Source organism: Saccharopolyspora soli, assembly GCF_022678645.1.
In the GTDB taxonomy this organism is placed as follows: domain Bacteria; phylum Actinomycetota; class Actinomycetes; order Mycobacteriales; family Pseudonocardiaceae; genus Saccharopolyspora; species Saccharopolyspora soli.
Genome location: NZ_JALBWV010000002.1, coordinates 259,291 through 283,705 on the forward strand (window position 1 = coordinate 259,291; position 24,415 = coordinate 283,705).

At 68.2% G+C, this 24,415-nt stretch carries 20 protein-coding genes and 1 riboswitch; of the genes, 13 read left to right on the forward strand and 7 right to left on the reverse strand.

Annotated features, from left to right (window positions below; translation table 11 throughout):
- The first annotated feature begins 57 nt into the window (after positions 1-57).
- Both MOQ72_RS02695 and MOQ72_RS02700 read left to right on the forward strand, forming a co-directional pair.
- Positions 58-846, forward strand: a complete 789-nt coding sequence (locus MOQ72_RS02695) for a ComEA family DNA-binding protein (RefSeq protein ID WP_277953414.1) — start codon at positions 58-60, stop codon at positions 844-846.
- Complete coding sequence (locus MOQ72_RS02700; RefSeq protein ID WP_242180330.1) at positions 843-3,194, forward strand: DNA internalization-related competence protein ComEC/Rec2; 2,352 nt, start codon at positions 843-845, stop codon at positions 3,192-3,194. The genes MOQ72_RS02695 and MOQ72_RS02700 overlap by 4 nt, the downstream gene beginning before the upstream one ends.
- 140 nt (positions 3,195-3,334) lie before the next feature.
- Here the strand turns inward: MOQ72_RS02700 and thrC are convergent, their stop codons facing one another.
- Positions 3,335-4,603 carry a threonine synthase gene (gene thrC / locus MOQ72_RS02705; RefSeq protein WP_242180331.1) on the reverse strand — a complete coding sequence of 423 codons (1,269 nt, stop codon included), beginning with the start codon at positions 4,601-4,603 and terminating at the stop codon, positions 3,335-3,337.
- A gap of 12 nt (positions 4,604-4,615) precedes the next feature.
- Positions 4,616-4,745, reverse strand: a riboswitch (SAM riboswitch).
- Between the two features lie 96 nt (positions 4,746-4,841).
- On the opposite strand from thrC, the gene holA reads away from it, so the two are divergent.
- A complete protein-coding gene (gene holA, locus MOQ72_RS02710) occupies positions 4,842-5,828 on the forward strand; it encodes a DNA polymerase III subunit delta (RefSeq protein WP_242180333.1) in 987 nt (328 codons plus the stop codon).
- Positions 5,829-5,922: 94 nt separating this feature from the next.
- Here the strand turns inward: holA and rpsT are convergent, their stop codons facing one another.
- Positions 5,923-6,183: a 30S ribosomal protein S20 gene (gene rpsT, locus MOQ72_RS02715; protein WP_242180335.1), complete on the reverse strand. Its 261-nt coding sequence runs from the start codon at positions 6,181-6,183 to the stop codon at positions 5,923-5,925.
- 365 nt (positions 6,184-6,548) lie between these two features.
- Between rpsT and MOQ72_RS02720 the strand changes: the two genes are divergently transcribed.
- Complete coding sequence (locus MOQ72_RS02720) at positions 6,549-7,412, forward strand: EamA family transporter (RefSeq protein WP_242180338.1); 864 nt, start codon at positions 6,549-6,551, stop codon at positions 7,410-7,412.
- A 1-nt stretch (position 7,413) separates the two neighbouring features.
- Here the strand turns inward: MOQ72_RS02720 and MOQ72_RS02725 are convergent, their stop codons facing one another.
- The 3 genes from MOQ72_RS02725 to MOQ72_RS02735 are packed head-to-tail and all read right to left on the reverse strand — an operon-like array spanning position 7,414 to position 11,440.
- Positions 7,414-8,841, reverse strand: a complete 1,428-nt coding sequence (locus MOQ72_RS02725) for a mannitol dehydrogenase family protein (RefSeq protein ID WP_242180340.1) — start codon at positions 8,839-8,841, stop codon at positions 7,414-7,416.
- Complete coding sequence (gene manD / locus MOQ72_RS02730; RefSeq protein WP_242180342.1) at positions 8,838-10,052, reverse strand: D-mannonate dehydratase ManD; 1,215 nt, start codon at positions 10,050-10,052, stop codon at positions 8,838-8,840. Before manD ends, MOQ72_RS02725 begins: the two co-directional genes overlap by 4 nt.
- Positions 10,053-10,069: 17 nt before the next feature.
- Entirely contained in the window at positions 10,070-11,440 is a 1,371-nt protein-coding gene (locus MOQ72_RS02735) for an MFS transporter (protein WP_242180344.1), read from the reverse strand.
- A gap of 83 nt (positions 11,441-11,523) precedes the next feature.
- Here MOQ72_RS02735 and MOQ72_RS02740 point away from each other — a divergent pair, with 83 nt between their 5' ends.
- The 4 genes from MOQ72_RS02740 to MOQ72_RS02755 all read left to right on the forward strand — a co-directional run bounded on the left by MOQ72_RS02740 (position 11,524) and on the right by MOQ72_RS02755 (position 14,461).
- Positions 11,524-12,240: a GntR family transcriptional regulator gene (locus MOQ72_RS02740; protein ID WP_242180345.1), complete on the forward strand. Its 717-nt coding sequence runs from the start codon at positions 11,524-11,526 to the stop codon at positions 12,238-12,240.
- A 99-nt stretch (positions 12,241-12,339) separates the two neighbouring features.
- Positions 12,340-12,720 (forward strand): VOC family protein, encoded by a 381-nt coding sequence (locus MOQ72_RS02745; protein WP_242180347.1) that lies wholly within the window; start codon positions 12,340-12,342, stop codon positions 12,718-12,720.
- 66 nt (positions 12,721-12,786) lie between these two features.
- A complete protein-coding gene (locus MOQ72_RS02750; protein WP_242180348.1) occupies positions 12,787-13,536 on the forward strand; it encodes a creatininase family protein in 750 nt (249 codons plus the stop codon).
- A gap of 307 nt (positions 13,537-13,843) precedes the next feature.
- A complete protein-coding gene (locus tag MOQ72_RS02755) occupies positions 13,844-14,461 on the forward strand; it encodes a LysE family transporter (RefSeq protein WP_242180349.1) in 618 nt (205 codons plus the stop codon).
- On the opposite strand, the gene MOQ72_RS02760 is transcribed toward MOQ72_RS02755, so the two are convergent.
- Positions 14,462-15,046 (reverse strand): class I SAM-dependent methyltransferase, encoded by a 585-nt coding sequence (locus MOQ72_RS02760; protein ID WP_242180350.1) that lies wholly within the window; start codon positions 15,044-15,046, stop codon positions 14,462-14,464.
- A 130-nt stretch (positions 15,047-15,176) separates the two neighbouring features.
- Between MOQ72_RS02760 and lepA the strand changes: the two genes are divergently transcribed.
- The 3 genes from lepA (at position 15,177) to MOQ72_RS02775 (ending at position 20,700) form a co-directional block, all read left to right on the forward strand.
- Positions 15,177-17,027 (forward strand): translation elongation factor 4, encoded by a 1,851-nt coding sequence (gene lepA, locus MOQ72_RS02765; RefSeq protein WP_242180351.1) that lies wholly within the window; start codon positions 15,177-15,179, stop codon positions 17,025-17,027.
- A gap of 353 nt (positions 17,028-17,380) precedes the next feature.
- Entirely contained in the window at positions 17,381-19,726 is a 2,346-nt protein-coding gene (locus MOQ72_RS02770) for an arylsulfatase (protein WP_242180352.1), read from the forward strand.
- A gap of 86 nt (positions 19,727-19,812) precedes the next feature.
- On the forward strand, positions 19,813-20,700 hold the full coding sequence (locus MOQ72_RS02775) for a LysR family transcriptional regulator (RefSeq protein WP_242180353.1): 888 nt from the start codon (positions 19,813-19,815) through the stop codon (positions 20,698-20,700).
- Here the strand turns inward: MOQ72_RS02775 and MOQ72_RS02780 are convergent, their stop codons facing one another.
- Entirely contained in the window at positions 20,701-22,167 is a 1,467-nt protein-coding gene (locus MOQ72_RS02780; RefSeq protein ID WP_242180354.1) for a helix-turn-helix transcriptional regulator, read from the reverse strand.
- A gap of 119 nt (positions 22,168-22,286) precedes the next feature.
- Here MOQ72_RS02780 and aceA point away from each other — a divergent pair, with 119 nt between their 5' ends.
- Positions 22,287-23,600 (forward strand): isocitrate lyase, encoded by a 1,314-nt coding sequence (gene aceA, locus MOQ72_RS02785; RefSeq protein ID WP_242180355.1) that lies wholly within the window; start codon positions 22,287-22,289, stop codon positions 23,598-23,600.
- A gap of 245 nt (positions 23,601-23,845) precedes the next feature.
- On the forward strand, positions 23,846-24,406 hold the full coding sequence (locus MOQ72_RS02790) for a Uma2 family endonuclease (RefSeq protein WP_242180356.1): 561 nt from the start codon (positions 23,846-23,848) through the stop codon (positions 24,404-24,406).
- The last annotated feature ends 9 nt before the right edge of the window (positions 24,407-24,415 follow it).

Sequence of the window (24,415 nt, forward strand, 5' to 3'; positions counted from 1 at the left end):
CACAGATTCGAAAAATAAGGCTGCGCAATGGGATTCGGTTGACCTACCGTCGACTGCATGTTCGACATCCAACGCTTTCGCGCTTACGACAACGAATCCGACGAAGAGCTCGATCCCCGAAGCAGGCTGCAGACGCTGCGGCGACATGCTTCCCACGATGATCCGGCGGAACGCGCCGGACCGGATTATTCGGTGACACCACCGGATACGGCAGCCAGCTCGCCCATGCGGCGGTTGGCTGGGCGGTGGCTGCCGGAGTCCCTGCTGCGGTCCAGAGTGGACCCCGGTCGCTCCGGTGTGCTCGCGCTCGTCCTGGTGGCTGCTGCCGTGCTGGTCGGTTTGTTCGTGGTGTCGTGGACGAGTCGGTCGACGGCCGAACCCGCGCCACCACTCGTCGCGCCGCCACCGCTGCCGACCACGACCGCGGCTCCGCCGGAGCTCGTGGTCAGCGTCGTCGGGCGAGTGGTGCGCCCTGGTCTGGTGACCGTGTCGCCGGGCGATCGGGTGGCCGATGCCGTCGCGGCTGCGGGCGGTCCGGTGCCGGACACCGATCTTGTCGGCCTCAACCTGGCCCGCCGGTTGGTCGACGGCGAACAGCTCTACGTCGCCGTGCCCGCGCCACCGCAGGCGCAGTCCGGACAGCCCGGCGGCGACGGAAAGATCGATCTCAACACAGCTACGGAGGAGCAGTTCGATGAACTACCAGGCATTGGCGAGGTCACCGCCAAGAGGATCGTGCAGTGGCGGGCCGAACACGGCCGGTTCGACTCGGTGGAGCAGTTGCGGGAAGTCGGCGGCATCGGTGATTCGCGGTTCTCCCGGTTGCGGGAGTTGGTGCGGGTATGACCGCGGGAATCGATCTGCGCCTGGTGCCCGGCGCCCTCGCGGTGTGGGCCGTGACGTTGACCGGACTGCTGGCGGGTTGGGTTCCGGCGGCGGTACTGGCATCGCTCGCCCTGCTGGCCATTCCGTTGGTGTGGCGAGCGGCGCATGCTCGGCCGTTGGCCAGGGGAATGCTCGTGGTTCTGCTGCTGACGGGCGTCGCCGCAACGGGAATGGCGTTGCGCAGCTACGAGATCGAGCACCACCCGGTGCGGCTGGCCGTCGATCATGGTGAACGAGCAACGTTGCGGGTAACGCTGACGAGTCGACCAACGCCCTTGCACGGTGCGTCATTCGGCGCCCGCAGAGCTCAGGACAGGTCTTCGGTCCACGCCGACTTGCAGACCGCCGAGATCGCCGGACGGCGCGTGCGGGCGGCAGGGCCGGTGGTGCTGCTGGTGCCAACTGCTGGGTGGCGGGATCTCGTTGCCGGGCAACAGGTGACGGCGATCGGCAAGCTGGCCCCGCCGCACGCCGGTGAGCTCACGCTCGCGGCACTCCAGGTATTCCACTCGCCGACCGAGGTCACGCCCGCACCGGGTTGGCAGCGTGCCGCGGAAGACCTGCGAGAGGGCCTGCGACGCGTGTCGGCCGAGGTGCTAGGCCCAGCTGCGGCAGGTCTGCTACCTGGATTGGTGGTCGGTGACACCGGCGGACTGCCACCGGAGGTGGAGCAGGACTTCGAAACGGCTGGGCTGTCGCACCTGACCGCGGTTTCCGGCGCCAACCTCGCGATCGTGTGCGGCGCGGTGCTCGGGCTGCTGTACCTGGTGGGTGCGGGTCCGGTCATGTCGGCCGTCGGCGCGGCGCTGGCGCTCGTCGGCTTCGTCATCTTGGCGGGTCCGGAACCGAGCGTGCTGCGAGCAGCGGTGATGGGTGCGATCACGCTGTTGGCGTTGGTGCTCGGTAGACAGCGGTCGGCGTTGCCGGTGTTGTCCGCGAGCGTGATCGGCCTGTTGCTGTTCCGACCAGAGCTGGCGACGAGCGCGGGGTTCGCCCTGTCGGTCGCGGCGACCGCCGGACTAGTCCTGCTGGCGCCGAGGTGGTCGGCGGCGCTGCGCGCCAGGGGAATCCCGGTCGGGGTGGCGGAAGCGATCGCGGTGCCGCTGGCGGCGCACGTCGTCACGGCTCCGCTGATCGCTGCCCTCTCCGGCGAGGTCAGCCTGGTGGCGGTACCGGCGAACATGCTGGCCGGACCCGTTGTCGCTCCGGCGACGGTGTTCGGGGTGCTGGCCACCGTGGCGGCACCGGTTTCGACCTGGCTGGCCGGGGTGTTCGCCTGGCTGGCCGCGCCGGAGCTGGAGTGGGTCCTGCTGGTGGCGGACCGGGCAGCGGCGGTACCCGGTGCGGCCTTCGACTGGCCATCGGGCACCGCCGGTGGGTTGCTGCTCGCCGCACTCGTGGTGGTTGGCCTGGTCGCCTTGCGCGGCAAGCGGATTCGCTGGGTGGTCGCGGTCGCGGTGTTGCTCGGTGCGCTCGTGCTGGCGCCGGTGCGCGGCATGCTGCCGGGCTGGCCGGTGCCCGGCTGGAGCATGGTCGCCTGCGACGTCGGGCAGGGCGACGGGCTGGTGCTGGCCACCGGCCGCCCGGCCGAAGCTGTGGTGGTCGACACCGGGCCGGACCCGCAGCGAGCCGCGGAATGCCTGCACCGACTGGGCATTCGGCGGATCCCGCTGGCCGTGCTGACCCACCTGCACGCCGACCACGTCAGCGGACTTGCCGCGCTGATGGGGAAAATCCCCGTCGACGCGGTCGCGATCGGTCCGTTGCGGGAGCCCGCTTGGGCGTTGGACGAGGTCGTTCGCGATGCCCGCGCGCATCGGGTTCCGATCATGCCGATGACGTCCGGGCAACGGGTAGCTTGGCCGGGCCTGGTGCTCGACGTGCTGGGACCGGACCAGGTGCTGGCCAGGATGCAGTCGGCCGACGACGCCAACGACGCGTCGATCGTGCTGCTGGCAACGACTCCGGCCGGACGTGTCCTGCTCACCGGCGACATCGAACTGCCCGGACAAGGTCGACTGGCGTCGTCCGGGGCGGACCTCCGCGCCGATGTGCTCAAGATCCCGCACCACGGATCCCGTTACACCACACCACGTTTTCTACAAGCAGTGCGTCCGCGACTGGCTGTGATCAGCGTCGGAGCTGGCAACAGCTACGGCCACCCGAGTCCGTTCGTGGTCGACACCCTCACCCGCGCGGGCACGAAAGTGCTCCGCACCGACCAGGAAGGAGATATCGCCATCCTGCCCAGCCCGCAGGGCCCCCGCTACGCCTCCCGAGGCGATCCGTTGCGCGCGGCGGAGTCATAGCTGATGCCCAGCTGCGGAGAAACGGACGGCCGAGTTCGAAGGTTGATAGGCCGACCGAGCAGCGCCACCGAACTGTGCCTGTTCTGCACCTACCAGTTCAAAGACACGTTCGCAGCGGTGCCGCTCGGCTCCGATCGGGATCACAGGCCCAAGGCTTGGCTGACCGCTTCGGTGGTCGGCGCGACGGTGGCCTTCGGGCCGAGCTGGTCCTGCACCGCGTCCAGGGTCTTCAACCCGTCACCGGTGATCAGCAGCACGGTCTCGGCGTCCGGGTCGATCTTGCCCGTTTCGATGAGCTTCTTCGCGGTAGCCACGGTGACCCCACCAGCGGTCTCGGCGAAGATGCCCTCGGTGCGAGCCAGCAGCCGGATGCCGTCGCGGACCTCGTCGTCGCTGACGTCCTCGATGGCGCCGCCGGTCTTGCGCACGATGTCCAGCACGTAGGGACCGTCGGCGGGAGCGCCGATGGCCAGCGAGCGCGCGATGGTGTCCGGCCGCACCGGCTGGACCACGTCGTGGCCGTTCTTGTACGCCGTCGACACCGGAGAGCAGCCGGTGGCCTGGGCGCCGAAGATCCGCACCGGGTTCGGCTCCACCAGACCGACCTGGCCGAACTCGTTGAATCCCTTGTAGACCTTGGTCAGCTGCGAGCCGGAGGCGATCGGCACCACGATCTGGTCGGGGATGCGCCAGCCGAGTTGCTCGGCGACTTCGAAGGCCAGCGTCTTGGAACCCTCGGAGTAGTAGGGGCGCACGTTGACGTTGACGAACGCCCAGTCCTCGTGCTCCGCGGCCAGTTCGGTGGCCAGCCGGTTCACGTCGTCGTAGTTGCCGTCGACGGCCAGCAGCGAACCGTCGTATACCGCGCTCATCAGGATCTTGGCGCGTTCCAGGGTCTTTGGCACCAGCACCACGGAGTCCCAGCCAGCGCGGGCGGCTGCCGCGGCAACCGCGTTGGCCAGGTTGCCGGTCGACGGGCAGGCCAGCACCTTGAAGCCGAACTCGCGGGCGGCGGCCAGTGCCACCGCGACGACGCGGTCCTTGAAGGAGTGGGTTGGGTTGCCGGTGTCGTCCTTGATCCAGATCCGCTTGACGCCCAGCGCTTTGGCGAGCTTGTCGGCCCGGATCAGCCTGGTACAGCCCGGTTCGGTGTTCGGGTGCTCCTCGACGTTGGAGGGGACCGGAAGCAGCTGCTTGTAGCGCCAGATCGAGCGCGGTCCGGCCTCGATGTCCGCCCGGCGGATCCGGCCGAAGTCGTAGGCGACCTCCAGCGGGGAGAAGTCTTCGAGGGAGACGAACTCGGGGGCCAGCGGCTGCCGGTGACCTTCTTCCTTGGACACCAGTTCGACGGCATTACCCAAGTCCAATGCCTTGTTGGCAGCGGTCTGAGCATGGGCAGCAGCGGTCATCGCGAGGTCCTCTCCTCATCTGTCCCGCGGACGGGTCGGAATTGGCACCACTTCAATCAGCGGCCTCGCGCGGATACACGATTCGCTGACGACGGTTGCCGGGGCTTCATCGGGCCGTTCCCTCTACCCCTCTGGATGAGCTATGCAGTTGTGTCGGCAACGCTAGTGGACCGTGCCAGGTTCTGGCCAGGCCGATCCAGATGGCGGGACTGTCGTCGGTGCGTGCGACGATGCGTGCATGAGCGCACCGGCCGTGGTCCCCGATCCGCTGCAGCTGGTTCTCGGGGACGAGGAATTGCTGGTGGAACGCGCGCTGTGGGCCGCCGTCGGCGCTGCCCGCGCCGCCGATCCGGAAACCGAGCTGCGCCGGGTGAAGGTGAGCGAACTCACCCCTCCGGAACTGGCCGAACTGCTCAGCCCGTCGCTGTTCGCGGAGGGCCGCGTGCTCGCCGTGGAGTCGGCGCAGGACGCCGGTAAGGAGATCGCCGAAGCCCTGCTGACGCACGCTCGGCAACCGGCTGATGGCGTCATGCTCATCGTCGTGCACAGCGGGGGCGGGCGGGCCAAGCACGCCAAGGAGCTGCCCAACGCGTTGCGGAAGCTCGGCGCGCGGGTCACGGAGTGCAACAAGATCACCAAGCCAGCCGACCGGGAGGCGTTCGTCCGCGACGAGGTGCGGCGGGCTGGCGGCAAGATCGACGCTGGCGGAGTGGCCGCGCTGATCGAGGCCGTCGGCTCGGATCTGCGCGAGCTGTCGTCCGCGGCCACCCAGCTGGTGGCCGACGCGGGCGGCAAGGTCGACGAGGCCGCAGTGCGCCGCTACCACCGCGGCCGGGCGGAGGTCACCGGGTTCGCGGTCGCGGAGAAGGCGGTGACCGGTGACCGAGCCGGTGCCTTGGAGGCGCTTCGCTGGGCGGTGCAGCTCGGCGTTCCGCATGTGCTGATCGCCGACGCGCTCGCGGACTCGGTGCGCACCATCGGTCGGGTCGCAGCCGCTGGTGGTCGCAACGATCCGTTCCGGCTGGCCGGTGAGCTGGGCATGCCCGCGTGGAAGGTCAAGAAGGCGCTGGCGCAGTCCCGCGGTTGGAACCCGACGAAGCTCGCCGAAGCACTCCAGACGGTCGCTGAGGTGAACGCGGGGGTCAAGGGCATTGCTGCGGATGCCAGCTACGCCCTGGAACGCACGGTTCTCCGGCTGGTCGAACTCCGCAACCAGCGTTCCTGACGCCGAAACCGTCCCTCGGGTGCACGTGCCACCCCGAGCCGGGCAGCAAAAGGCCCCTTCCCAGCCGGGAAGGGGCCGACTCGCAAGCCGAGGCTCAGAGCTGGTTGGCGCGCCGCGCCAGCGCGGACTTCTTGTTCGCGGCCTGGTTCTTGTGGATGACGCCCTTGCTGGCGGCCTTGTCCAGCGCGCGGCTGGCGGCCCGCTGCAGCTCGATGGCTTTCTCCTTCTCACCAGCGTCAGCGGCCTCGCGGAACTTGCGGATGGCGGTCTTGGCCGAGGACTTCACGGCCTTGTTGCGCAGCCGGTTCTTCTCGTTGGTCTTGATCCGCTTGAGCTGGGACTTGATGTTGGCCACTGTCGAGCCTCTTCCTCGTCTGTCGAATCGGTTGTGCCGCGCTGTTGTTGGCGCTGCGCTCGGCAGGTTTCCTCCACGGCGGAATGCCGCACGGCACGGTCGTCCATGTTAACAGCGGCCACCTGCGCAGATGTCAGCCGGGCACGGCCGGGAGCTCGCCGCGGGGTGGACACGCGGAGTACGATCATCGAAGGCTGTGCCTAGGGTTCCGCTCCCGCTTCGTAGCAGGTATCGACAATCAAGAGCGCGGAGGACTGGTCCGAGCGGCACCGGCGGACGCGGAACGGAAGCGTTCGCACATCTGACGGGACAAAAGCCTGGAGGAACCCAGCTGCCGCGCGCCCGCGTGGCACGGAGAGGGTTCCGTGGGCTTCGCCGCCTTGCTACTCGTTGTTGCCGCCGCATTCGCGCACGCGGGGTGGAATTTCTTCGCCAAGCGGGCCGGGGCCGCTGGCGCTGGTTTCGTCTGGCTGACCGCGACTGCGTCGGCGCTGCTGTACCTCCCGGTGGTGGCCGCGTCGTTGATCTGGACCGGGCTGCCGTCGCTTGGTGACTGGTTGCTGGGGGTGCTGGTCAGCGCGACCCTGCACGTGGCCTACTTCCTCGTGCTCCAGCGCGGCTACGCGGTTGGTGACATGTCGGTGGTGTATCCGTTGGCCAGGGGTACCGGCCCGATGCTGGCGATGCTGATCGCGGTGCTGCTGCTCGGGGAGCGGCCGGGCTGGATCGGGCTGCTCGGCGGGCTGCTGGTGGTCGTCGGGGTGTTCGTGATCGGTCTGTCCGACGGGGTGCCGCGTTCCGGTGCGAGCCTGGCTGGTGTCGGGTTCGGGCTGCTGACCGGTTCGCTGATCGCGATCTACACGGTGTGGGACGCCCACGCCGTGACTGCGTTGGCGCTGTCCCCGCTGGCGTACGAATGGGGGAACGACCTAGTCAGGTCGGCGATGCTCGTTCCGTACGCCGCGACCCGGCGAACCCGGATCGCGGCGATCTGGGCAGCGCACCGCAGGGAGATCCTGGCCGTGGCGTTGCTGTCGCCGCTGGCCTACATCCTCGTCTTGTTCGCGATGCAACTCGCCCCGGTCAGCTTGGTCGCCCCGGCCCGCGAACTGAGCATCGTCCTGGCGGGCCTGCTGGCCTGGCGAATCCTGGGCGAACCGCAACCGGTCCGCCGCATGACCGGAGCCGTGGTGGTCCTCGCTGGAGTCGTCCTCCTCGGCATCGCCTGAATCAGGCGCGCAGATCCTCGGCGAGCACGCCGCGTACGCCATGTTCCAGCAGGCGCCGATAAGTGGTGATCACGGCCGTGCGGAACACGGGGTGCCGAGCGAGTTCCGGTGCGAAGATCTGGTCGATGTCGAGCAGTCGGCTCGCCTCGTCGGCCGGAGATCCACCGAGTGCGGCGCGCAGCACGCTCTCCAGCGGGTCGTCGAGGGACCGGGCGCTCCCGACGTGCCCCATCCACGCCGCTACCCCGAGTGCTGCCCAACGAGGTTCGGCACCCGTCGCCAGCAGTTGCGATGCGGTGTCCAGCAGCCGTGGTCCGAGCTTCTGCGAGCCATCTTGGGCGACCTGAGCGGTGGTGTGCCGCAGCGCGGGGTTGGCGAACCGCACGAGCACGGACTCCCCGTACTCGGTCACGTTGACGCCGGACGGCGCCTTCAGAGCTGGAACCACCTCCGAGGTGATCAGCTTCCGGCAGGCATCCGCCAACAGCGGATCGGCCACTGCTTCCGCGATCGTGCCGTACCCAGCACCCAACCCGAGGTAGGCCAGCATCGAGTGGCTTGCGTTGAGCACCCGCAGTTTGAGCGTTTCCCACGGTTCGACGTCGTCGACCAGCACCGCCCCGGCGAGTTCCCATCGCGGGCGGTCGGTGGCGAAGTCGTCTTCGATCACCCATTGCCGGAACGGCTCGGCGACGACCGCAGCCTCGTCGCGGAGCCCAGTCCGTTCCCGCACCTCCACCAGGTCTTCGGCGGTGGTGGCGGGCACGATCCGATCGACCATTGTGGACGGAAATCGCACGCGTTCGGCCACCCAGGCGGCAAGCTGCGGAGCTCCGGCGGCGTCGATGAACTGCTCGACGAGCCGTCGCAGGGTTCGGCCGTTGGCGGGCAGGTTGTCGCAGCTGACCACGGTGACCGGCCCGGCACCGCCCTCGGCCCTGCGTTGCAACCCGCGCGACAGCTGTCCCACGACTGTCCTCGGTGGACGGTCAGTGAGATCCGCCGCTATTTCCGGGTCGGCCAGGTTGAGGTCGCCGGTCGCCGGGTCGTGCCGGTATCCCTTCTCCGTCACGGTGAGCGTGATGATTCGGATGTCCTCGCGCGCCAGCAATGCGACGACGGCCGACGGGTCGGCGCTGCCGTCGAGAACACCGCACAACGTGGACACCACCCTTGGCAGTGCTGCGTCCGGGCCGCGCTCCAACACCGTGTAGCGGCAATCCTGCGGGTCCAACAGCGCGGCGATCTTGCCGCTGCGCTGGGTGACTCCGCAGATGCCCCATCGAAGGTCGCCGGTGGCGAGCATCGCGTCCTCGGTGAAAACAGCTTGGTGCGCGCGGTGGAATGCGCCGAGACCCAGATGCGCGATCCCGACCCGTTGCGGTGTCGGTCCAAGGGCGGTCCGGGCCGAAAGACGTGCGCCGGTCACCAGTCGTGCACCGAGCCGTCGCGGCGGCGGTTCACCGGGAGGTAGCGCGGGTCGTACGGGAACGCCGTCGCTGCCCGCTCGTCCACTTCCACCCCGAGTCCGGGGGCGTCGCCGGGGTGCAGGTAGCCGTTGCTGAAGGTGTAGCTGGTGCGGAACACCTCCGAGGCGGGTTCGGCATGCCCCATGTACTCCTGGATGCCGAAGTTCGGCACCGCGAGGTCGACGTGCAGCGCCGCGGACAGCGACACCGGCGAGAGGTCCCCGGCACCGTGCGAACCGGTCCGGACTCCGTAGAGCTCGGCGAGCGAGAAGATCCGCCGCAGGTGCGTGATACCGCCCGCGTGCGACACCGACGTGCGGATGTAGTCGATCAGCCGCTCGGTGATGAGCTGCTGGCAGTCCCAGATCGAGTTGAGCACCTCGCCGACCGCGATCGGCGTGGTGGTGTGCTGGCGGATCAGCCGGAACGCGCTCTGGTCCTCGGCCGGTGTCGGGTCCTCGATCCAGAACATCCGGTGTTCTTCCAGATCCCGGCCGAGGCGCCCGGCTTCGATGGGCGTCAGCCGGTGGTGCACGTCGTGCAGCAGGTGGAAGTCGAAGCCGAACCGCTCGCGGACCGCGCCCAGCACCTCCGGCGCGAACCGCAGATACGACTCGGTGTCCCAACGACCCTCCGCCGGAACCGCCGCTGACGCTGGCTCGTACACGTTCTGGCCGCGTTCCGGGACGCCGTAGGTCTTGTCCACGCCGGGCACCGCGGCTTGGGCGCGCACCGCGAGGTAGCCCTGGTCCAGGTGTGCGGCGACGTCGTCGAGCAGTTCGGAAATGCCTTCGCCGCTGGCGTGCGCGTAGACCAGCACGCCGTCCCGAGCCGCTCCGCCGAGCAACTGGTAGACGGGCAGCCCGGCGATCTTGCCCTTGATGTCCCACAGGGCGATGTCGACTGCCGCGATCGCGGTCATCGTCACCGGACCGCGTCGCCAGTAAGCGCCCTTGTAGAGGTACTGCCACAGGTCTTCGATGCGGTGCGCGTCGCGGCCGAGCAGCAGCGGGCAGACGTGATCGCGCAGGTAGGACGCCACAGCGAGCTCGCGACCGTTGAGCGTGGCGTCGCCCCAGCCCACCACGCCGTCGTCAGTGGTGAGCTTGAGCGTGACGTAGTTGCGGCCGGGCGCGGTGACGATGACCTTCGCATCGACGATCTTCGACATTGGGTGTTTCTCCGGGTTCAGTGGTTGTCGTAGCGTGGCCAGTCGGCGTATTCCCGCCCGCCACGGCGATTCGGTGCTGTCTCGGGAAGCCAGCGCAGTCCGACGATGCTGAGCACGATCAGCGCGGCGACGTAGACGGCGACCCAGGTGAAGCCGCCGCCACCGGCCACCAGCAGGGCCGAGGCCACCACGGTGAACGGGCCGCTGGCGAGCATCGCGCCGAACTGCCACACCACGGAGACGCCGCTGTAGCGCGCGCTGGACGGGAACAACTCGGGGAAGTACGACGCCTGCGGTGCGTAGGTTCCGGCGTGTCCGAAGGCCAGCCCGGCGATCAGCAGCAGCGTGATCACCGCGGTGTTGCCGGTGTCCACGGCGAGGAAGGCGGGCACCACCAGCACGAGGTTGAGCACGGCCGCGCCCAGGTAGGTGGTGCGTCGGCCGATGCGGTCGGTGAGTCGACCCCAGAACGGCAGTAGGACCAGCTCGACGATGATGGCGATGATCACCGCGTCCAGCACGATGCTGCTGTCGACGTCCTGGGCTTTGGCGTAGGAGACCAGGAACACCGTGTAGAAGGGGAAGACCGCGGCCTCCACGAACTTCGCCAGCATGCCGCCGAAGACCTCGCGGCGGTGCTCCCGCAGGAGCACCTTCACCGGCGCCTGCTGCGGTTTCTGCTGCTCCCGGACCGCGCGGAAGGTCTCGGATTCCGGCACCCGCAGCCGGATGTACAGGCCGATCACGACGACCACGGCGCTGAGCAGGAACGGGATGCGCCAACCCCAGGAGACGAAGGCCGCCTCGGGCAACTGCGCTTCGAGAACTGCGAAGAGCACGGTCGGGATGAGGTACGCCGCCGGTGACCCCATCTGCACGAAGCTGGCGTAGAACCCGCGTTTGCCAGGTGGCGCGGCTTCCGCGGTCAGCAGCAGGGCGCCACCCTGCTCGCCGCCGACGCCGAAGCCCTGGATCAACCGGACCAGGACCAGGATGACCGCTGCCCACAGGCCGATCTGCTGGTACGTGGGCATTAGGCCGACAACGAAGGTGCCGAGCCCGGTCAGCAGCAGCGTGTACACCAGCGTCTTCTGCCTGCCGAGCCGGTCCCCGACGTGCCCCCAGACGAGCCCGCCGAGCGGCCGGGCGAAGAACCCGACGGCGTAGGTCGAGAAGGCGGCCAGCGTGCCGACCAGGGGGTCGACCTCGGGGAAGAAGACCTTGTTGAACACCAGGGCCGAGGCGGTGCCGTAGATGAAGAAGTCGTAGTACTCCGCGATGGTGCCGATCACCGACGCGGTGACCGTGCGGCGCAGCTGGTTCGGCCCGTCGGTCGCGATGCTGTTCGGATCCGGGCCGTCGGCCCGAGATTCGAGGTCAGTCGGCATTGACTCTCCTCCAAGTGGGATACCAGCGCTACCATACAAGCACTGGGATGCCACACGTCAAGGCGGCTCGATAGGGTGTGGGAATGGCACGGACGGCAGGCGAGAAGCCCTCGGCGCGGGTGCTGGTGCACCGGGAACTTCGGCAGCGCATCATCACGCTGCAGCTGCCGCCCGGACATCCGCTGTCCGAGAACGAACTGGCGGCCGAACTGGCGGTCAGCCGCACCCCGGTGCGCGAGAGCCTGCTGCTGCTCGCCGAGGAGGACCTGGTCCGGGTCTTCCCGAAGCTGGGTTCGTTCGTCGCGCGGGTAGATCCGCAGCGCATCGCCGACGCCCAGTTCATCCGCGAGGCCGTCGAGGTCGCTTCGCTGGCCGACGCGGTGACCCGCCGCACCGACGACGACCTGACCACACTGCGCCGAATTCTGGACGAACAGAGCGAGGCCGCCGACGACGTGGAGCGGTTTTTCGAGCTCGACGAGGAGTTCCACCAGCGACTGCTGGCCGCCGGAGGGCACGCGAACGCGTGGCGCACGGTGGTGTCGGCCAAGGCGCACCTCGACCGCGCCCGTCGGCTCGGCCTGCGCACCGTGAGCCCGGTGTCGGCGTTGATCGACCAGCACGCTGAGATCGTCGAAACGCTCGCCGCGAGCGACCTGGACGCGAGCGTGCTGGCCCTGCGAACGCACCTGCGAGCGGTCTTCGAAGACGTGGAAAGAATCCGAGCCGAGTCCCCGGACCTGTTCGTCGACAGCGCCGAAGAACGCCCGATCCGCCGAAGCATCACAGTCCTCCAGTAAGCCCCACCGCAGATCATCCGCTCGGGGCTGCTGCGCGACCGGCGTGGCCTTTTCAAGCGCCACTCGGCGGTTGTTGATCGGCGCGGGTAGAAACGGTGCATGGAGGTCTTGAGCAGTCGGTTGCTACTTCGGCCGCGGGATCGAGAGCGTTCGTTGCGGTTCTACCGCGACGTGCTCGGGTTGGCGATCGCGCGGGAGTTCCCCGGTGGCACGGTTTTCTTCCTCGGACAGGGCTTTCTGGAGGTCAGCGGCCGGGCTGGACCGGGACCGAGCCCGGACCAGGTGCTGTGGCTCCAGGTGCGCGATGTCCAGGTGGAGTTCAAGCGGCTGCGGGACCAGGGAGTCACCGTGCTGGCCGAGCCCGCGCGGCAGCCTTGGGGTCTCGACGAGGGATGGGTCGCCGATCCGGACGGGATGCGCATCGTGCTGGTCGAGGTCCCCGCTGATCATCCGTTGCGCGTCGACGTCCGCAACCTGTGAAGGTGTTCCGCACTCGGCTGCCTTGGCGTGATCATGGTGGGACAGCGACATGGGAGGCGGTGCGAGATGGCGGTTCGCAGGCTCGGCGAGTTGACCCGGACACAGGTCGCGGACCTGGTGTCCGACGGCGGCCCGGTGGTGGTGCTACCGATTGGATCGGTGGAGCAGCACGGCCCCGACCTGCCGCTTTGCACCGATATCGCGATGGCGGAAGCGGTCGTCGAGCAGGCGTGCACCAGGCTGCGGGATCCGGAGCGCTTCGTCCTGGCACCCGGTTTGCCGTACGGGAACTCGATGCACCACCTGTTCGCCTGTGCGGCCTCGCTGCGTTCCGAGACGCTCCTGCGGGTGCTCGCGGACCTGATCGACTCGTTGTACACCAGCGGTTTTCGGCGGTTGTTCTTCGTGAACGGCCATGGCGGCAACGACGAGTGCATGCGATTGGCGATCAAGGACGCGGCGCTGCGCAACGACATGGTGCTGGGGGCTTGCAGCTACTGGACCTTGTCCGATGTGGACGCGCCCGTGGTTCCAGGGCATGCGGGTGATTTCGAAGCATCGCTGCTGCTGGCGGCACGGCCAGATCTGGCAGCCGAAGAATTCGCGAGCCGAACTCCGGGGCCACGCGCAGTGCACACGGAGTCGTTCGGCCCAGGTGTGACGGTGGTCCGAGCTGGCGACTGGCGCAGGTCCGGCGGCTTCACCGACGACCCGGGCGAAGCAACGGCGGACGCCGGTCGGCAGCGCCTGGACCAAATAGCCCAACGCCTGGCGGAAGCCCTCGAACGCGCCGCCGAAGTCCCTCTCCCGTCGTGAGTGCGCAACCGGGCCCCAACCCGGCTACGCACTCACGACCCCATTGAGGTGAGGAGTGAAGGGCACCTGTGACCAAGTAACTGGGTCACAGGTGCCCTTCACCCCGTTCCCGTCACCCTGTGGTGCCGCCCGGACGGTCACTCGCGTTCGCGTTGTGCGCGCGCAAAATGAGTTGTGCTGCGGTAGCTGCCGCGTGGAACATCGCGGGCATGAGTGGAGCGACCTGGTCGTTGTCGGTATGCCTCGTCGGTACGGGATCGCTCCAGCAGCAGGTTCAGCCGGTTCGGAGGTCGACTCCGCAGCTGCCGTGATTGCGGCGTTGATCGCGGGCGCGCTCGCCGGGTACGGCATCGCGTTGCCAGTCGGGGCGGTGTCGGCATACCTGGTGGCTCTGGCGTCGCGGACGTCGTGGCGAGTGGCGTGCAGCGCGGCGTTGGGAGTAGCCACCACCGACGGGCTGTACGCGCTGGTCGCGGTTGTCGCCGGGCGTGTTCTGGTCGAGCTGATCGCCGAGGTCGCGACGCCGCTGCGGTGGATGTCGGTGCTGGTCTTGGTCGCCCTCGCAGCTCGAATCGCCGTTGCCGGGGTGCGTGAGTACCGCGCGGGTTCGAAGCAGTCCGGGGAGGCCCGGCAGCTGACCCCGCTGCGCGCCTACGGGGTGCTCGTCGGCATCACGGCGGTGAACCCGACGACTGTCGTCTACTTCGCCGCGCTGGTGCTCGGCAACACCGCCGTCAGCGCCGCGCCGATCGCGCAGCAGGCGGTGTTCGTCGCGGCGGCGTTCGCGGCATCGGCGAGTTGGCAACTCGTGCTGGCCTCCGGTGGCGTGCTGCTGGGCGCTGTCCTCACCGGTCCGCGTGCACGGCTGCTGACCGCGTTGGCCTCCGGCGCGGTGATGTTGCTGCTCGCGGGCCTGATGTTCTGATCACGGTCGTATCGCTCGGGTTTGGGCTTGGGTGGTGCCTCGGGACGGTGGCTTCCAGGCCCAGGTCTGCGCCTCGGCGAAGCCTGCCGTTTGGACGTCGGCGTGGAGTCCCGCGCGACCGCCGGGCAGCCAGCGTTCGTGGGTCGACAGCAGCAGGACGCCGCCAGGGCGGAGCACGCGGTGCAGTTCGGCGAGCGCCGCAGCGCGGTCCGGCCACAGCTGGATGTTGTTCACGCTGAGCGCGATGTCGAACGAACTGTCCGGTTGTCCGGTTGCTTCGGCGGTGCCGTCGAGCACGGTCACGTTGCTCAGCGCTGCGCACCGCCGCTCAGCGGTCCGCCGCATTCGCGCCGACGGCTCGATCGCTACCACTCGGCTCGCCCGCTCGCCTGCTGCCAGCAATCCGACACCGGGTCCCGGTCCGATCACCAGCACCCGTTCCGCGCCGGTCAGCCTGGCTGACCGCACCACCTGCTGCTCCGCCGCCGCGTTGCCGCGCGCCATCAGCGCACCGCCCAAGGCGCCGAGCAGACCTCTGGGGTGACCGAATGCACGATCCAGGGCGAAATCGGCGAAACCACTCATACGTCCAGCTCAGCACCGTCCGAGCGGTGGTCGCATCGGGGATGACCCGGAGTTGGGCGCCGGGTACCCGGCGTGTCATGGGACGATGGGGTGAACCCCCGCACCAGTCGACATCCGCGAGGAACACTGAGTGAGCAGTTTCGCCGACACCACGTTCACGCCCCCGGAGCGAATCCGGAACTTCTGCATCATCGCGCACATCGACCACGGCAAGTCGACCCTGGCCGACCGGATGCTGCAGTTGACCGGCGTGCTGGAGGAACGCGCGTACCGGGCCCAGTACCTCGACCGGATGGACATCGAGCGGGAGCGCGGCATCACGATCAAGGCGCAGAACGTGCGCCTGCCGTGGAACGCCGACGGCGTCGACCACGTGCTGCACATGATCGACACCCCTGGGCACGTCGACTTCACCTACGAGGTCAGCCGGTCGCTGGCCGCCTGCGAGGGCGCGGTGCTGCTGGTCGACGCCGCGCAGGGCATCGAGGCGCAGACGCTGGCGAACCTGTACCTCGCGATGGAGCACGACCTGCAGATCATCCCGGTGCTCAACAAGATCGACCTGCCCGCGGCCGAGCCGGACCGGTACGCCGCCGAGCTGGCGCACATCATCGGCTGCGAGCCGGAGGACGTGCTGCGCGTGTCGGCCAAGACGGGCGAGGGCGTCGGCACCGTGCTCGACGAGGTGGTGCGGCAGATCCCGGCGCCGGAAGGTGTTGCCGACTCGCCGCCGCGCGCGATGATCTTCGACTCCGTCTACGACACCTACCGCGGCGTGGTCACCTACATCCGCGTGGTGGACGGCAGGATCACCCCGCGGCAGCGGATCCGGATGATGTCCACCGGTGCCACCCACGAGCTGCTGGAAGTCGGCATCATCTCGCCGGAGCCCAAGCCTTCGGCCGGACTCGGGGTCGGCGAGGTCGGTTACCTGATCACCGGGGTGAAGGACGTCCGGCAGTCCAAGGTCGGCGACACGATCACCGCCGAGCGCAAGGGCGCCGAGCAGCCGCTCAGCGGCTACCGCGAGCCGAAGCCGATGGTGTACTCCGGGCTCTACCCGGTGGACGGCAGCGATTACCCGCTGCTGCGCGAGGCGCTGGACAAGCTCCAACTCAACGACGCCGCGCTGACCTACGAGCCGGAGACCTCGGGCGCGTTGGGCTTCGGGTTCCGCTGCGGTTTCCTCGGTTTGCTGCACCTGGAGATCACCCGCGACCGGTTGGAGCGGGAGTTCAACCTGAACCTGATCTCCACCGCGCCGAACGTGGTCTACCACGTGGAGATGGAGGACGGCAGCGAGCTGGTCGTCACCAACCCGTCGGATTGGCCGGACGGCAAGATCAAAGACGTCTTCGAGCCGGTCGCGAAGTGCACCATCATCGCGCCGTCGGAGTTCGTGGGCACGATCATGGAGCTGTGCCAAAGCCGACGCGGGCAGTTGTCCGGGATGGACTACCTCTCGGAGAGCCGGGTCGAACTGCGCTATTCGCTGCCGCTGGCGGAGATCGTGTTCGACTTCTTCGACCAGCTCAAGTCCCGCACCCGCGGCTACGCCTCGATGGACTACGAGGAGTCCGGCACGCAGGTGTCCAACCTGGTCAAGGTCGACATCCTGCTGCAGGGCGAGCCGGTGGACGCCTTCAGCGCGATCGTGCACCGCGACGCCGCCTACGCCTATGGCACGAAGATGGCCTCGAAGCTGCGCGAGCTGATTCCGCGGCAGCAGTTCGAGGTGCCGATCCAGGCGGCGATCGGGTCGCGGATCATCGCGCGCGAGACGATCCGCGCGATGCGCAAGGACGTGCTCGCCAAGTGCTACGGCGGTGACATCAGCCGGAAGCGCAAGCTGCTGGAGAAGCAGAAGGAGGGCAAGAAGCGGATGAAGACCATCGGTCGGGTCGAGGTCCCGCAGGAAGCCTTCGTCGCCGCGCTGTCCACCGACGAGTCCAAGGACGACAAGACCAAGAGCAAGAAGTAACTCCCAGCAGTCGCCCCCTTCGGAACATCGGGCAGTGCTACTTGCCTTTGGTGAGTGGTAACGGTCGCTCTGGCCGCCACAACCACTCACGAGACCTTCGCGCGGGACGTCGACTAAATGTCCTCAGTGGACACGGGCGTGATGGGATAGGCATCGTCTATGGACTGCATCGAAAACCAGTCTTACCTGGGTCTGAACTGGCATGAATGAGCTGAATTGTTGCGCAGGACACTTCCAGTGCGGCTCGCGCGTTGCCGACCGACTACTAGCATTTGTCGTCGAAGGCTTTGCGCGGGTGATGTTTTCGGGTAGTCCGCGTTGATTCTGCTGATGCACTGCTCAGGAGGTCGGCTGTGGGCGTGGTGCGTGATCGGTTGCCAATTCCGGACCCCGAGCCGCCGTCGGCGACCGCGCTCGACATTCGCGATCAGCGCCCCGCCTTCCAACCGCGGCAGCCACTGCGTCCACCGGACGGTGCGCCGAACGTCGTCGTGGTGCTCATCGACGACATGGGCTTCGGCGCGTCGAGTGCTTACGGCGGGCCGTGCGAAATGCCGACCGCTGACCGGTTGGCCGACGGGGGCCTGCGCTACAGCCGGTTTCACGTCACGGCGATCTGTTCGCCGACTCGGCAGGCCCTGCTGACCGGCCGCAACCATCATTCGGTCGGCATGGGTGTCACGACCGAAATGGCCAGCGCGGCACCCGGCTACTGCGGCATCCGCCCGTTGAGCGCCGCCACGATCGGCCAGATCCTGCAGGGCAACGGGTACCGCACGGCCGCGTTCGGCAAGTGGCACCAGACTCCGGCGCGCGATGTCAGCGCTGCCGGGCCGTTCGACCGGTGGCCGACCGGCGAGGGGTTCGAGAAGTTCTACGGTTTCCTGTGCGCGGAGATGAACCACTGGTACCCGGCGCTGTTCGACGGCACGAATCCGGTGGAGCCCGCGCGCAAACCAGAGGACGGCTACCACCTTTCCGAGGACCTGGTCGATCGGGCCATCGACTGGGTGCGCGACCAGCGCTGCCTGCAGCCGGACAACCCGTTCTTCGTCTACCTGCCCTTCGGGGCCACCCATGCGCCGTACCACGTGCCGAAGGAGTTCCGGGAGAAATACCGCGGGAAGTTCGACCACGGCTGGGACGTGCAGCGCGAGATCACCTTGCGGCGGCAGAAGGAACTCGGTGTCGTTCCTCCGGACGCGGAGCTCGCGCCGTGGGCCCAGGGCGTGCCGCACTGGCACGAGCTGACCGAGTCCGAGCAACGTGCCGCGGCTTCGCTGATGGAGCTCTACGCGGGATTCGCCGAGCACACGGATGTGCAGGTCGGCAGATTCGTCGATGCCTTGCAGGAGCTCGGCGAACTGGACAACACGCTGTTCGTCTACATCCTGGGCGACAACGGCGCTTCGGCCGAAGGCGGCTTGGGCGGCACGCTCAACGAGCACCGCTTCGCCAGCGGTTTCCCGGACAGCGCCGAGTTCATCAACTCCCAGGACGCGGCGCTTGGTGATGCCACCACGCACGCGCACTACCCGGTCGGCTGGGCGTTGGCGATGAACACGCCCTACCAGTGGACGAAGCAGGTCGCTTCGCACTTCGGCGGGATTCGGGACGGGATGATCGCGCACTGGCCAGCCGGGATCGCCGAACGCGGTGGGGTCCGCGACCAGTTCCACCACGTGATCGACATCGTGCCGACGATCTTGGAGGCGGCGGGCCTGCCGCATCCGACCGAGGTCAACGGTGTCGCGCAGCAGCCCATCGAGGGCACCAGCATGCTCTACAGCTTCAACGACCCCGACGCGCCGGACCGGCACCGGGTGCAGTACTTCGAGATGGTCGGCAACCGGGGCATCTACCGGGACGGTTGGATGGCGGTGACGCGGCACGGCACCCCGTGGGTGATGGTGCAGGACGGGGTGCGTCGGTCTTTCGACGACGACGTGTGGGAGCTGTACGACACCAATGTGGACTGGACGCAGGCCCACGACCTCGCGGCGCAGCATCCGGGGAAGCTGCGCGAACTCCAGCAGCTGTTCCTCGTCGAGGCGGCCAAGCACAACGTGCTGCCGCTGGACGATCGGATGACCGAACGGGAGAACCCGCTGGAAGCGGGCCGGTTGGACCTGATGGGGCAGCGCCGGTCGGTAACCTTCCACGCCGGTGCCAAGCGGCTGACCGAGGAGACCGCACCGAATGTCAAGAACCGCTCGCACACCTTGACGGCGCTGGTCGAGGTGCCCGAGGACGGCGCGGCGGGGGTGCTGGTCGCGCAGGGCGGTCGCTTCGGCGGGTGGTCGTTCTACTTCCACGAGGGCACGCCGTGCTACGCCTACAACTACTTCGGGCTGACGGTGCACCAGGTGCGCGCACCGCAGCCGGTGTCGGCCGGTCGGCACGAAGTGCGACTGCGGTTCGACTACGACGGCGGCGGTGTCGGCAAGGGCGGTACGGCGGTGCTGTCGGTTGACGGCGCCGAGGTGGCATCAGGCCGCGTCGACGCCACGATCCCGTACTACTTCGCCTTCGACGAGACCTTCGACATCGGCGTGGACCGCGTGACACCGGTGACCGACGACTACCCGGCTGTCGACAACGCGTTCACCGGCCGTCTGCAATGGCTGCGTGTCGATCTAGCGGATGACCAGCACACCGACCGCACCGCCGAACACACCTTCCGCGCCGCCCACGACTAGGTGAATTTTCCCAGGTGAAGGGCACCTTTCACCAAGTAAGTTGGTGAAAGGTGCCCTTCACTCATCACACGATCAGGTAGCGGAGCATGGAGCGGCGGGAGTTGGAGTACTTCTTGGCGATCGCCCAGCACGGCAGTTTCACAGCCGCCGCCCAGGCGTTGCACGTCGCGCAGCCTTCGCTGTCCCACGCCATTCGGAACCTGGAGCGCGAACTGGGCGGGAAGGTGTTCCACCGGCTGCCGCAAGGGGTTGCGCTGACCCCGGCCGGGGAAGCGCTGGTCGAGCCCGCACGGCAGGTGATGCGCGACCTGAGCACCGCATCGGCGTCGGTGCGGCAGGTCCTCGGCCTGTCCGCCGGGCGGTTGGACGTGGTGGCGCAGACGACGTTGGCCGTCGATCCGCTCGCCGAACTGCTCGGTGCCTTCCTGCGCGAGCATCCTGGGGTCGCCGTCACCGTCTCGGACCCCGAGCTCGGTTCGGACGTCACCACTGCGGTGCGCGCCGGAGAGTGCGAACTCGGCATGGTCGACGCGGAGCAACCGATCGGCGACCTGGCGAGCATGGTGCTGCGGGGGCGGGAGATATTCGCCGTGCTGCCACCGGGTTCCGCCACCGAGCGGCGGACCCTGAGCGGCTCCGAATTGTCCACATTGGACTGGGTGACCACGCCGCGCGGCACGGCCACCCGCGCGGTCATCGAGGACACGGTAGGTGCGAGGGGAGCAGCGCCCGCTGTGGCGGTCGAGACCGCGCACCAGGCGATGGTCGTCCCGCTGGTGCTCGCGGGCGCTGGTGCGACCTTGCTGCCGCTGTCGATGGCCCAGGACGCCGCTGCTCGTGGGGCGGTTGTTCGGCCGCTGCGTCCACGTGTGATCAGGCGCGGTGTCTTGTTCTGGCGTCCCGGGCCGCTTTCTCCGGCGGCGGCGGAGTTCGTGCGGATGGCCGAGGCCATCGCCGAACCGCACCGCCGCTGATCAACCCTGGTGCGACTCCACGAACGCGTACACGTCGGCCTCGTCCACACCGGGGAAGGTGTCCGACGGCAGCGCGGCGAGCACGTGGGAGTGCGCCCGCGCCGACGGCCACACCATGCCCTCCCAGCGGCTCGCGAGATCCGCCGGGGGCCGCTGGCAGCATTCGCCGTTGGGGCACTTGGACTTGGAGTGGTTGTTGGTGTCGCGCCCGCGGAACCACCGGGATTCGGTGTAGGGCACGCCGAGGGTGATCGCGAAGTCCCGCCCGCGGCTGGGGTCGACGTGCGCGACGCACCAGTGCGTGGCACCGGGCTTGTCGGTGTACTGGTAGTACGTCGAGTAGCGGTCCGGTGAGGCGAACACCTGGCGTCCGGCCCAGTAGCGGCACATCCGCTGCCCCTCGATGGCGCCGGTCTGATCGCTGGGGAAGACCAGGCCGTCGTTCTCGTACGCCTTGTAGATGATGCCGGTCTCGTCGTTGCGCACGAAGTGGCAGACGAGGTCCAGGTATTGGGTGGCGAGATTGGTGAAGCGGTGCGCGGCCATCTCGTAGGACACCGAGAAGACGTCGCGCAGGTCCTCGACGGCGATGTCGCGCTCGGCCTTCGCCTCCTGCAGGAACGGGACCGCGGTCTGCTCCGGCACCAGCACCGCGGCGGCGAAGTAGTTCGCCTCGACGCGTTGCCGCAGGAAGTCGGCGAAGTCGCGGGGCTGCCGGTGGCCGAGGCTGAGGTGGCCGAGGGTCTGCAACAGGATGGTCCGCGGGCTGTGCATGCCCAGCGACTCGCGGCGCAGGAAGATCCGCCGGTTCTTCAGATCGGTCACCGAGCGCACGGAGCGGGGCAAGTCGGTGACGAACCGCAGTCCGTAGCCCAGATGGGTGGCGATCGACTGGATCATCCCCTCGGACAGCGGGCCGCCGTGGTAACCCGCCTGGTCGAGGATGCCCGCGGCGGCTTTCTCGATCTCGGGGAAGTAGTTGCCGTGTTCGCGCATCATGCGGCGCAGTTCGGCGTTGGCCTTGCGGGCTTCCTCGGGCGTGGCGACCTGCTTGGTCTCGCGGCGTTTGAGCTCTTCGTAGAGCGCGAGGACGTGCTCCAGCGCTTCGGTGGGGATGCGTTTGCCGACCTTCAGCGGCGGTACGCCGAGCCGCTGGTAGACCGGGTCGAGCTGGGCCTTCTCCACGGCGATCTCCAGCTCGGCCCGCCGGTTCGGCGGCTTCTTGGACAGCAGTTCGTCCACCGAGCTGCCCAGCGCGTCGGCCAGCGCGCGCAGCAACGACAGCTTAGGTTCGCGATGGCCGTTCTCCAGCAGTGACAGCTGCGACGGAGCCCGCCCGACCCGCTCACCCAGCTCCACGAGGGTGAGCCCGGCGGTGCGGCGCAAGTGCCGCAGCCGCTGACCGAAGACCAGAAGGTCGTGTTCTGTGGAAAAATTACGGTCTTCTTCGGTGGCGAACTCCGTCATGGCGTTGATAATAACAGAAAAATCGAGAAAATTACCTCGGAATTCTTCTCGTGTTTGGCGGGATCGGCGCAAGACTGGGTTGCAACAGGCCGCAGGGCAATCCCGGGGAGGGGAACATCATGAGCATCCGCGAGCAGGCGAAGCAGGCCGTCGAAGAACTCCAGCGCGACTGGGACACCAACCCGCGGTGGAAGGGCATCGAGCGCACGCACTCGGCCGAGGACGTCATCCGCCTCCGCGGCTCGGTGCACGAAGAGCACACCCTCGCCCGGCAGGGCAGCGAACGGCTGTGGCGGCTGCTGCACGAGACCGACTACGTCAACTCGCTCGGTGCGCTGACCGGCAACCAGGCGGTCCAGCAGGTCCGCGCCGGTCTGAAGGCCATCTACCTCTCCGGCTGGCAGGTCGCCGCGGACGCCAACCTGGCGGGCGAGACCTACCCGGACCAGAGCCTGTACCCGGCCAACTCGGTCCCGGCGGTCGTGCGGCGGATCAACAACGCCCTCAAGCGCGCTGACCAGATCAACTGGTCCGAGGCGCTGGACCCGCAGGGCGGCGCTGTCGAGAGCGAAGCGATCCACTGGATGGCACCGATCGTGGCCGACGCCGAGGCCGGTTTCGGCGGCGTGCTCAACGCCTACGAGCTGATGAAGAGCATGATCGCCGCCGGTGCCGCGGGAGTGCACTGGGAGGACCAACTGGCCTCCGAGAAGAAGTGCGGCCACCTCGGCGGCAAGGTGCTCATCCCCACCGGCCAGCACGTCAAGACGCTCAACGCCGCCCGGCTGGCCGCTGACGTCGCAGGAGTGCCGAGCCTGGTCATCGCCCGCACCGACGCGCAGGCCGCGACGCTGCTGACCAGCGACGTCGATGAGCGCGACCAGCAATACACCACCGGCGAGCGCACCCCGGAGGGCTTCTTCAAGGTGCGCAACGGCATCGAGCCCTGCATCACCAGGGCGCTGGCCTACGCGCCGCACTCGGACCTGATCTGGATGGAGACCTCGACCCCGGACCTGGAGGTCGCGCGCCGGTTCGCCGAGGCGGTCAAGGAGAAGTTCCCGGAGCAGATGCTGGCCTACAACTGCTCGCCGTCGTTCAACTGGCGGAAGAACCTGGACGACAGCACGATCGCCAAGTTCCAGCGCGAACTCGGCCACATGGGCTACAAGTTCCAGTTCATCACGCTGGCCGGTTTCCACGTGCTGAACTACGGCATGTTCGACCTGGCCAAGGGCTACGCGGCGGACGGCATGACGTCCTATGTGGACCTCCAGGAGCGGGAGTTCGCCGCGGAGGCCGACGGCTACACCGCGACGCGCCACCAGCGCGAGGCGGGCACCGGCTACTTCGACCTGATCAGCACCGCGGTGAGCCCGAACTCCTCGACCACCGCGCTAGCCGGTTCGACCGAGGCGGCCCAGTTCCACTGACCAGTTGAGAGCCGCGATCGGCGTGCCGCGCCGATCGCGCCCCGGACGCACCAGCGGCCCTGTGGCGGGGTGTCGGAGAAACGCAATGGTGCGAGTGGGCGGGAACCCAGGCGTCGGGTTCCCGCCCACTTTTTCGTGCCACCTTTCGGTGATCATCGGCCGCAGCTGTATCTGTACGGCCCTTTCGCTCCTCTTTATTCGCGAGGACCCGAGAGCCATCGGGCAACGCGTGGAAGGAGCGAGTCATGTCGATCAGTGTGGGAAGCCGCCGATTCACGGTGCAGGACCTGGAAGCGATGCCGCACGACGGCCGCCGGTACGAACTCGTCGACGGCGAGCTGGTGGTGAGCCCGGCGCCGGGCTGGCCGCACCAGGAAGCGTTGGGCGAGCTGTTCGTCCGGCTGCGTCGGGCGAGTCCGCCCGAGTTCCGGGTGCTGCCCGCGCCGTTCGCGGTGCGGCAGGACATCTTCACCGAGTTGTTGCCAGACGTGCTGGTCGCCCGGTACGCCGATCTCACGTTGCAGAACCTGTTGAAGGCTCCGGTGCTGGCGGTCGAGGTGGCCTCGCCGAGCAGCCGGTTGAACGACGCCAGCCTGCGCAAGGCCGCCCACGCCAGATTGGGCACCCAGCACTTCTGGCTGGTCGACCCGGATCTCGACGTACCGACGGTCACGGCGTGGGAGCTGGTTGGTGGCAGCGATTACCAGCGGGTGGCACGTGTCGTCGACGACGAGATCTTCCAGCCGCAGCGACCATTCCCGGTCAGGTTCTCCCCGGTCGAACTGGTCGCCGGGTTGCGTCCCTGACTCTTCGCG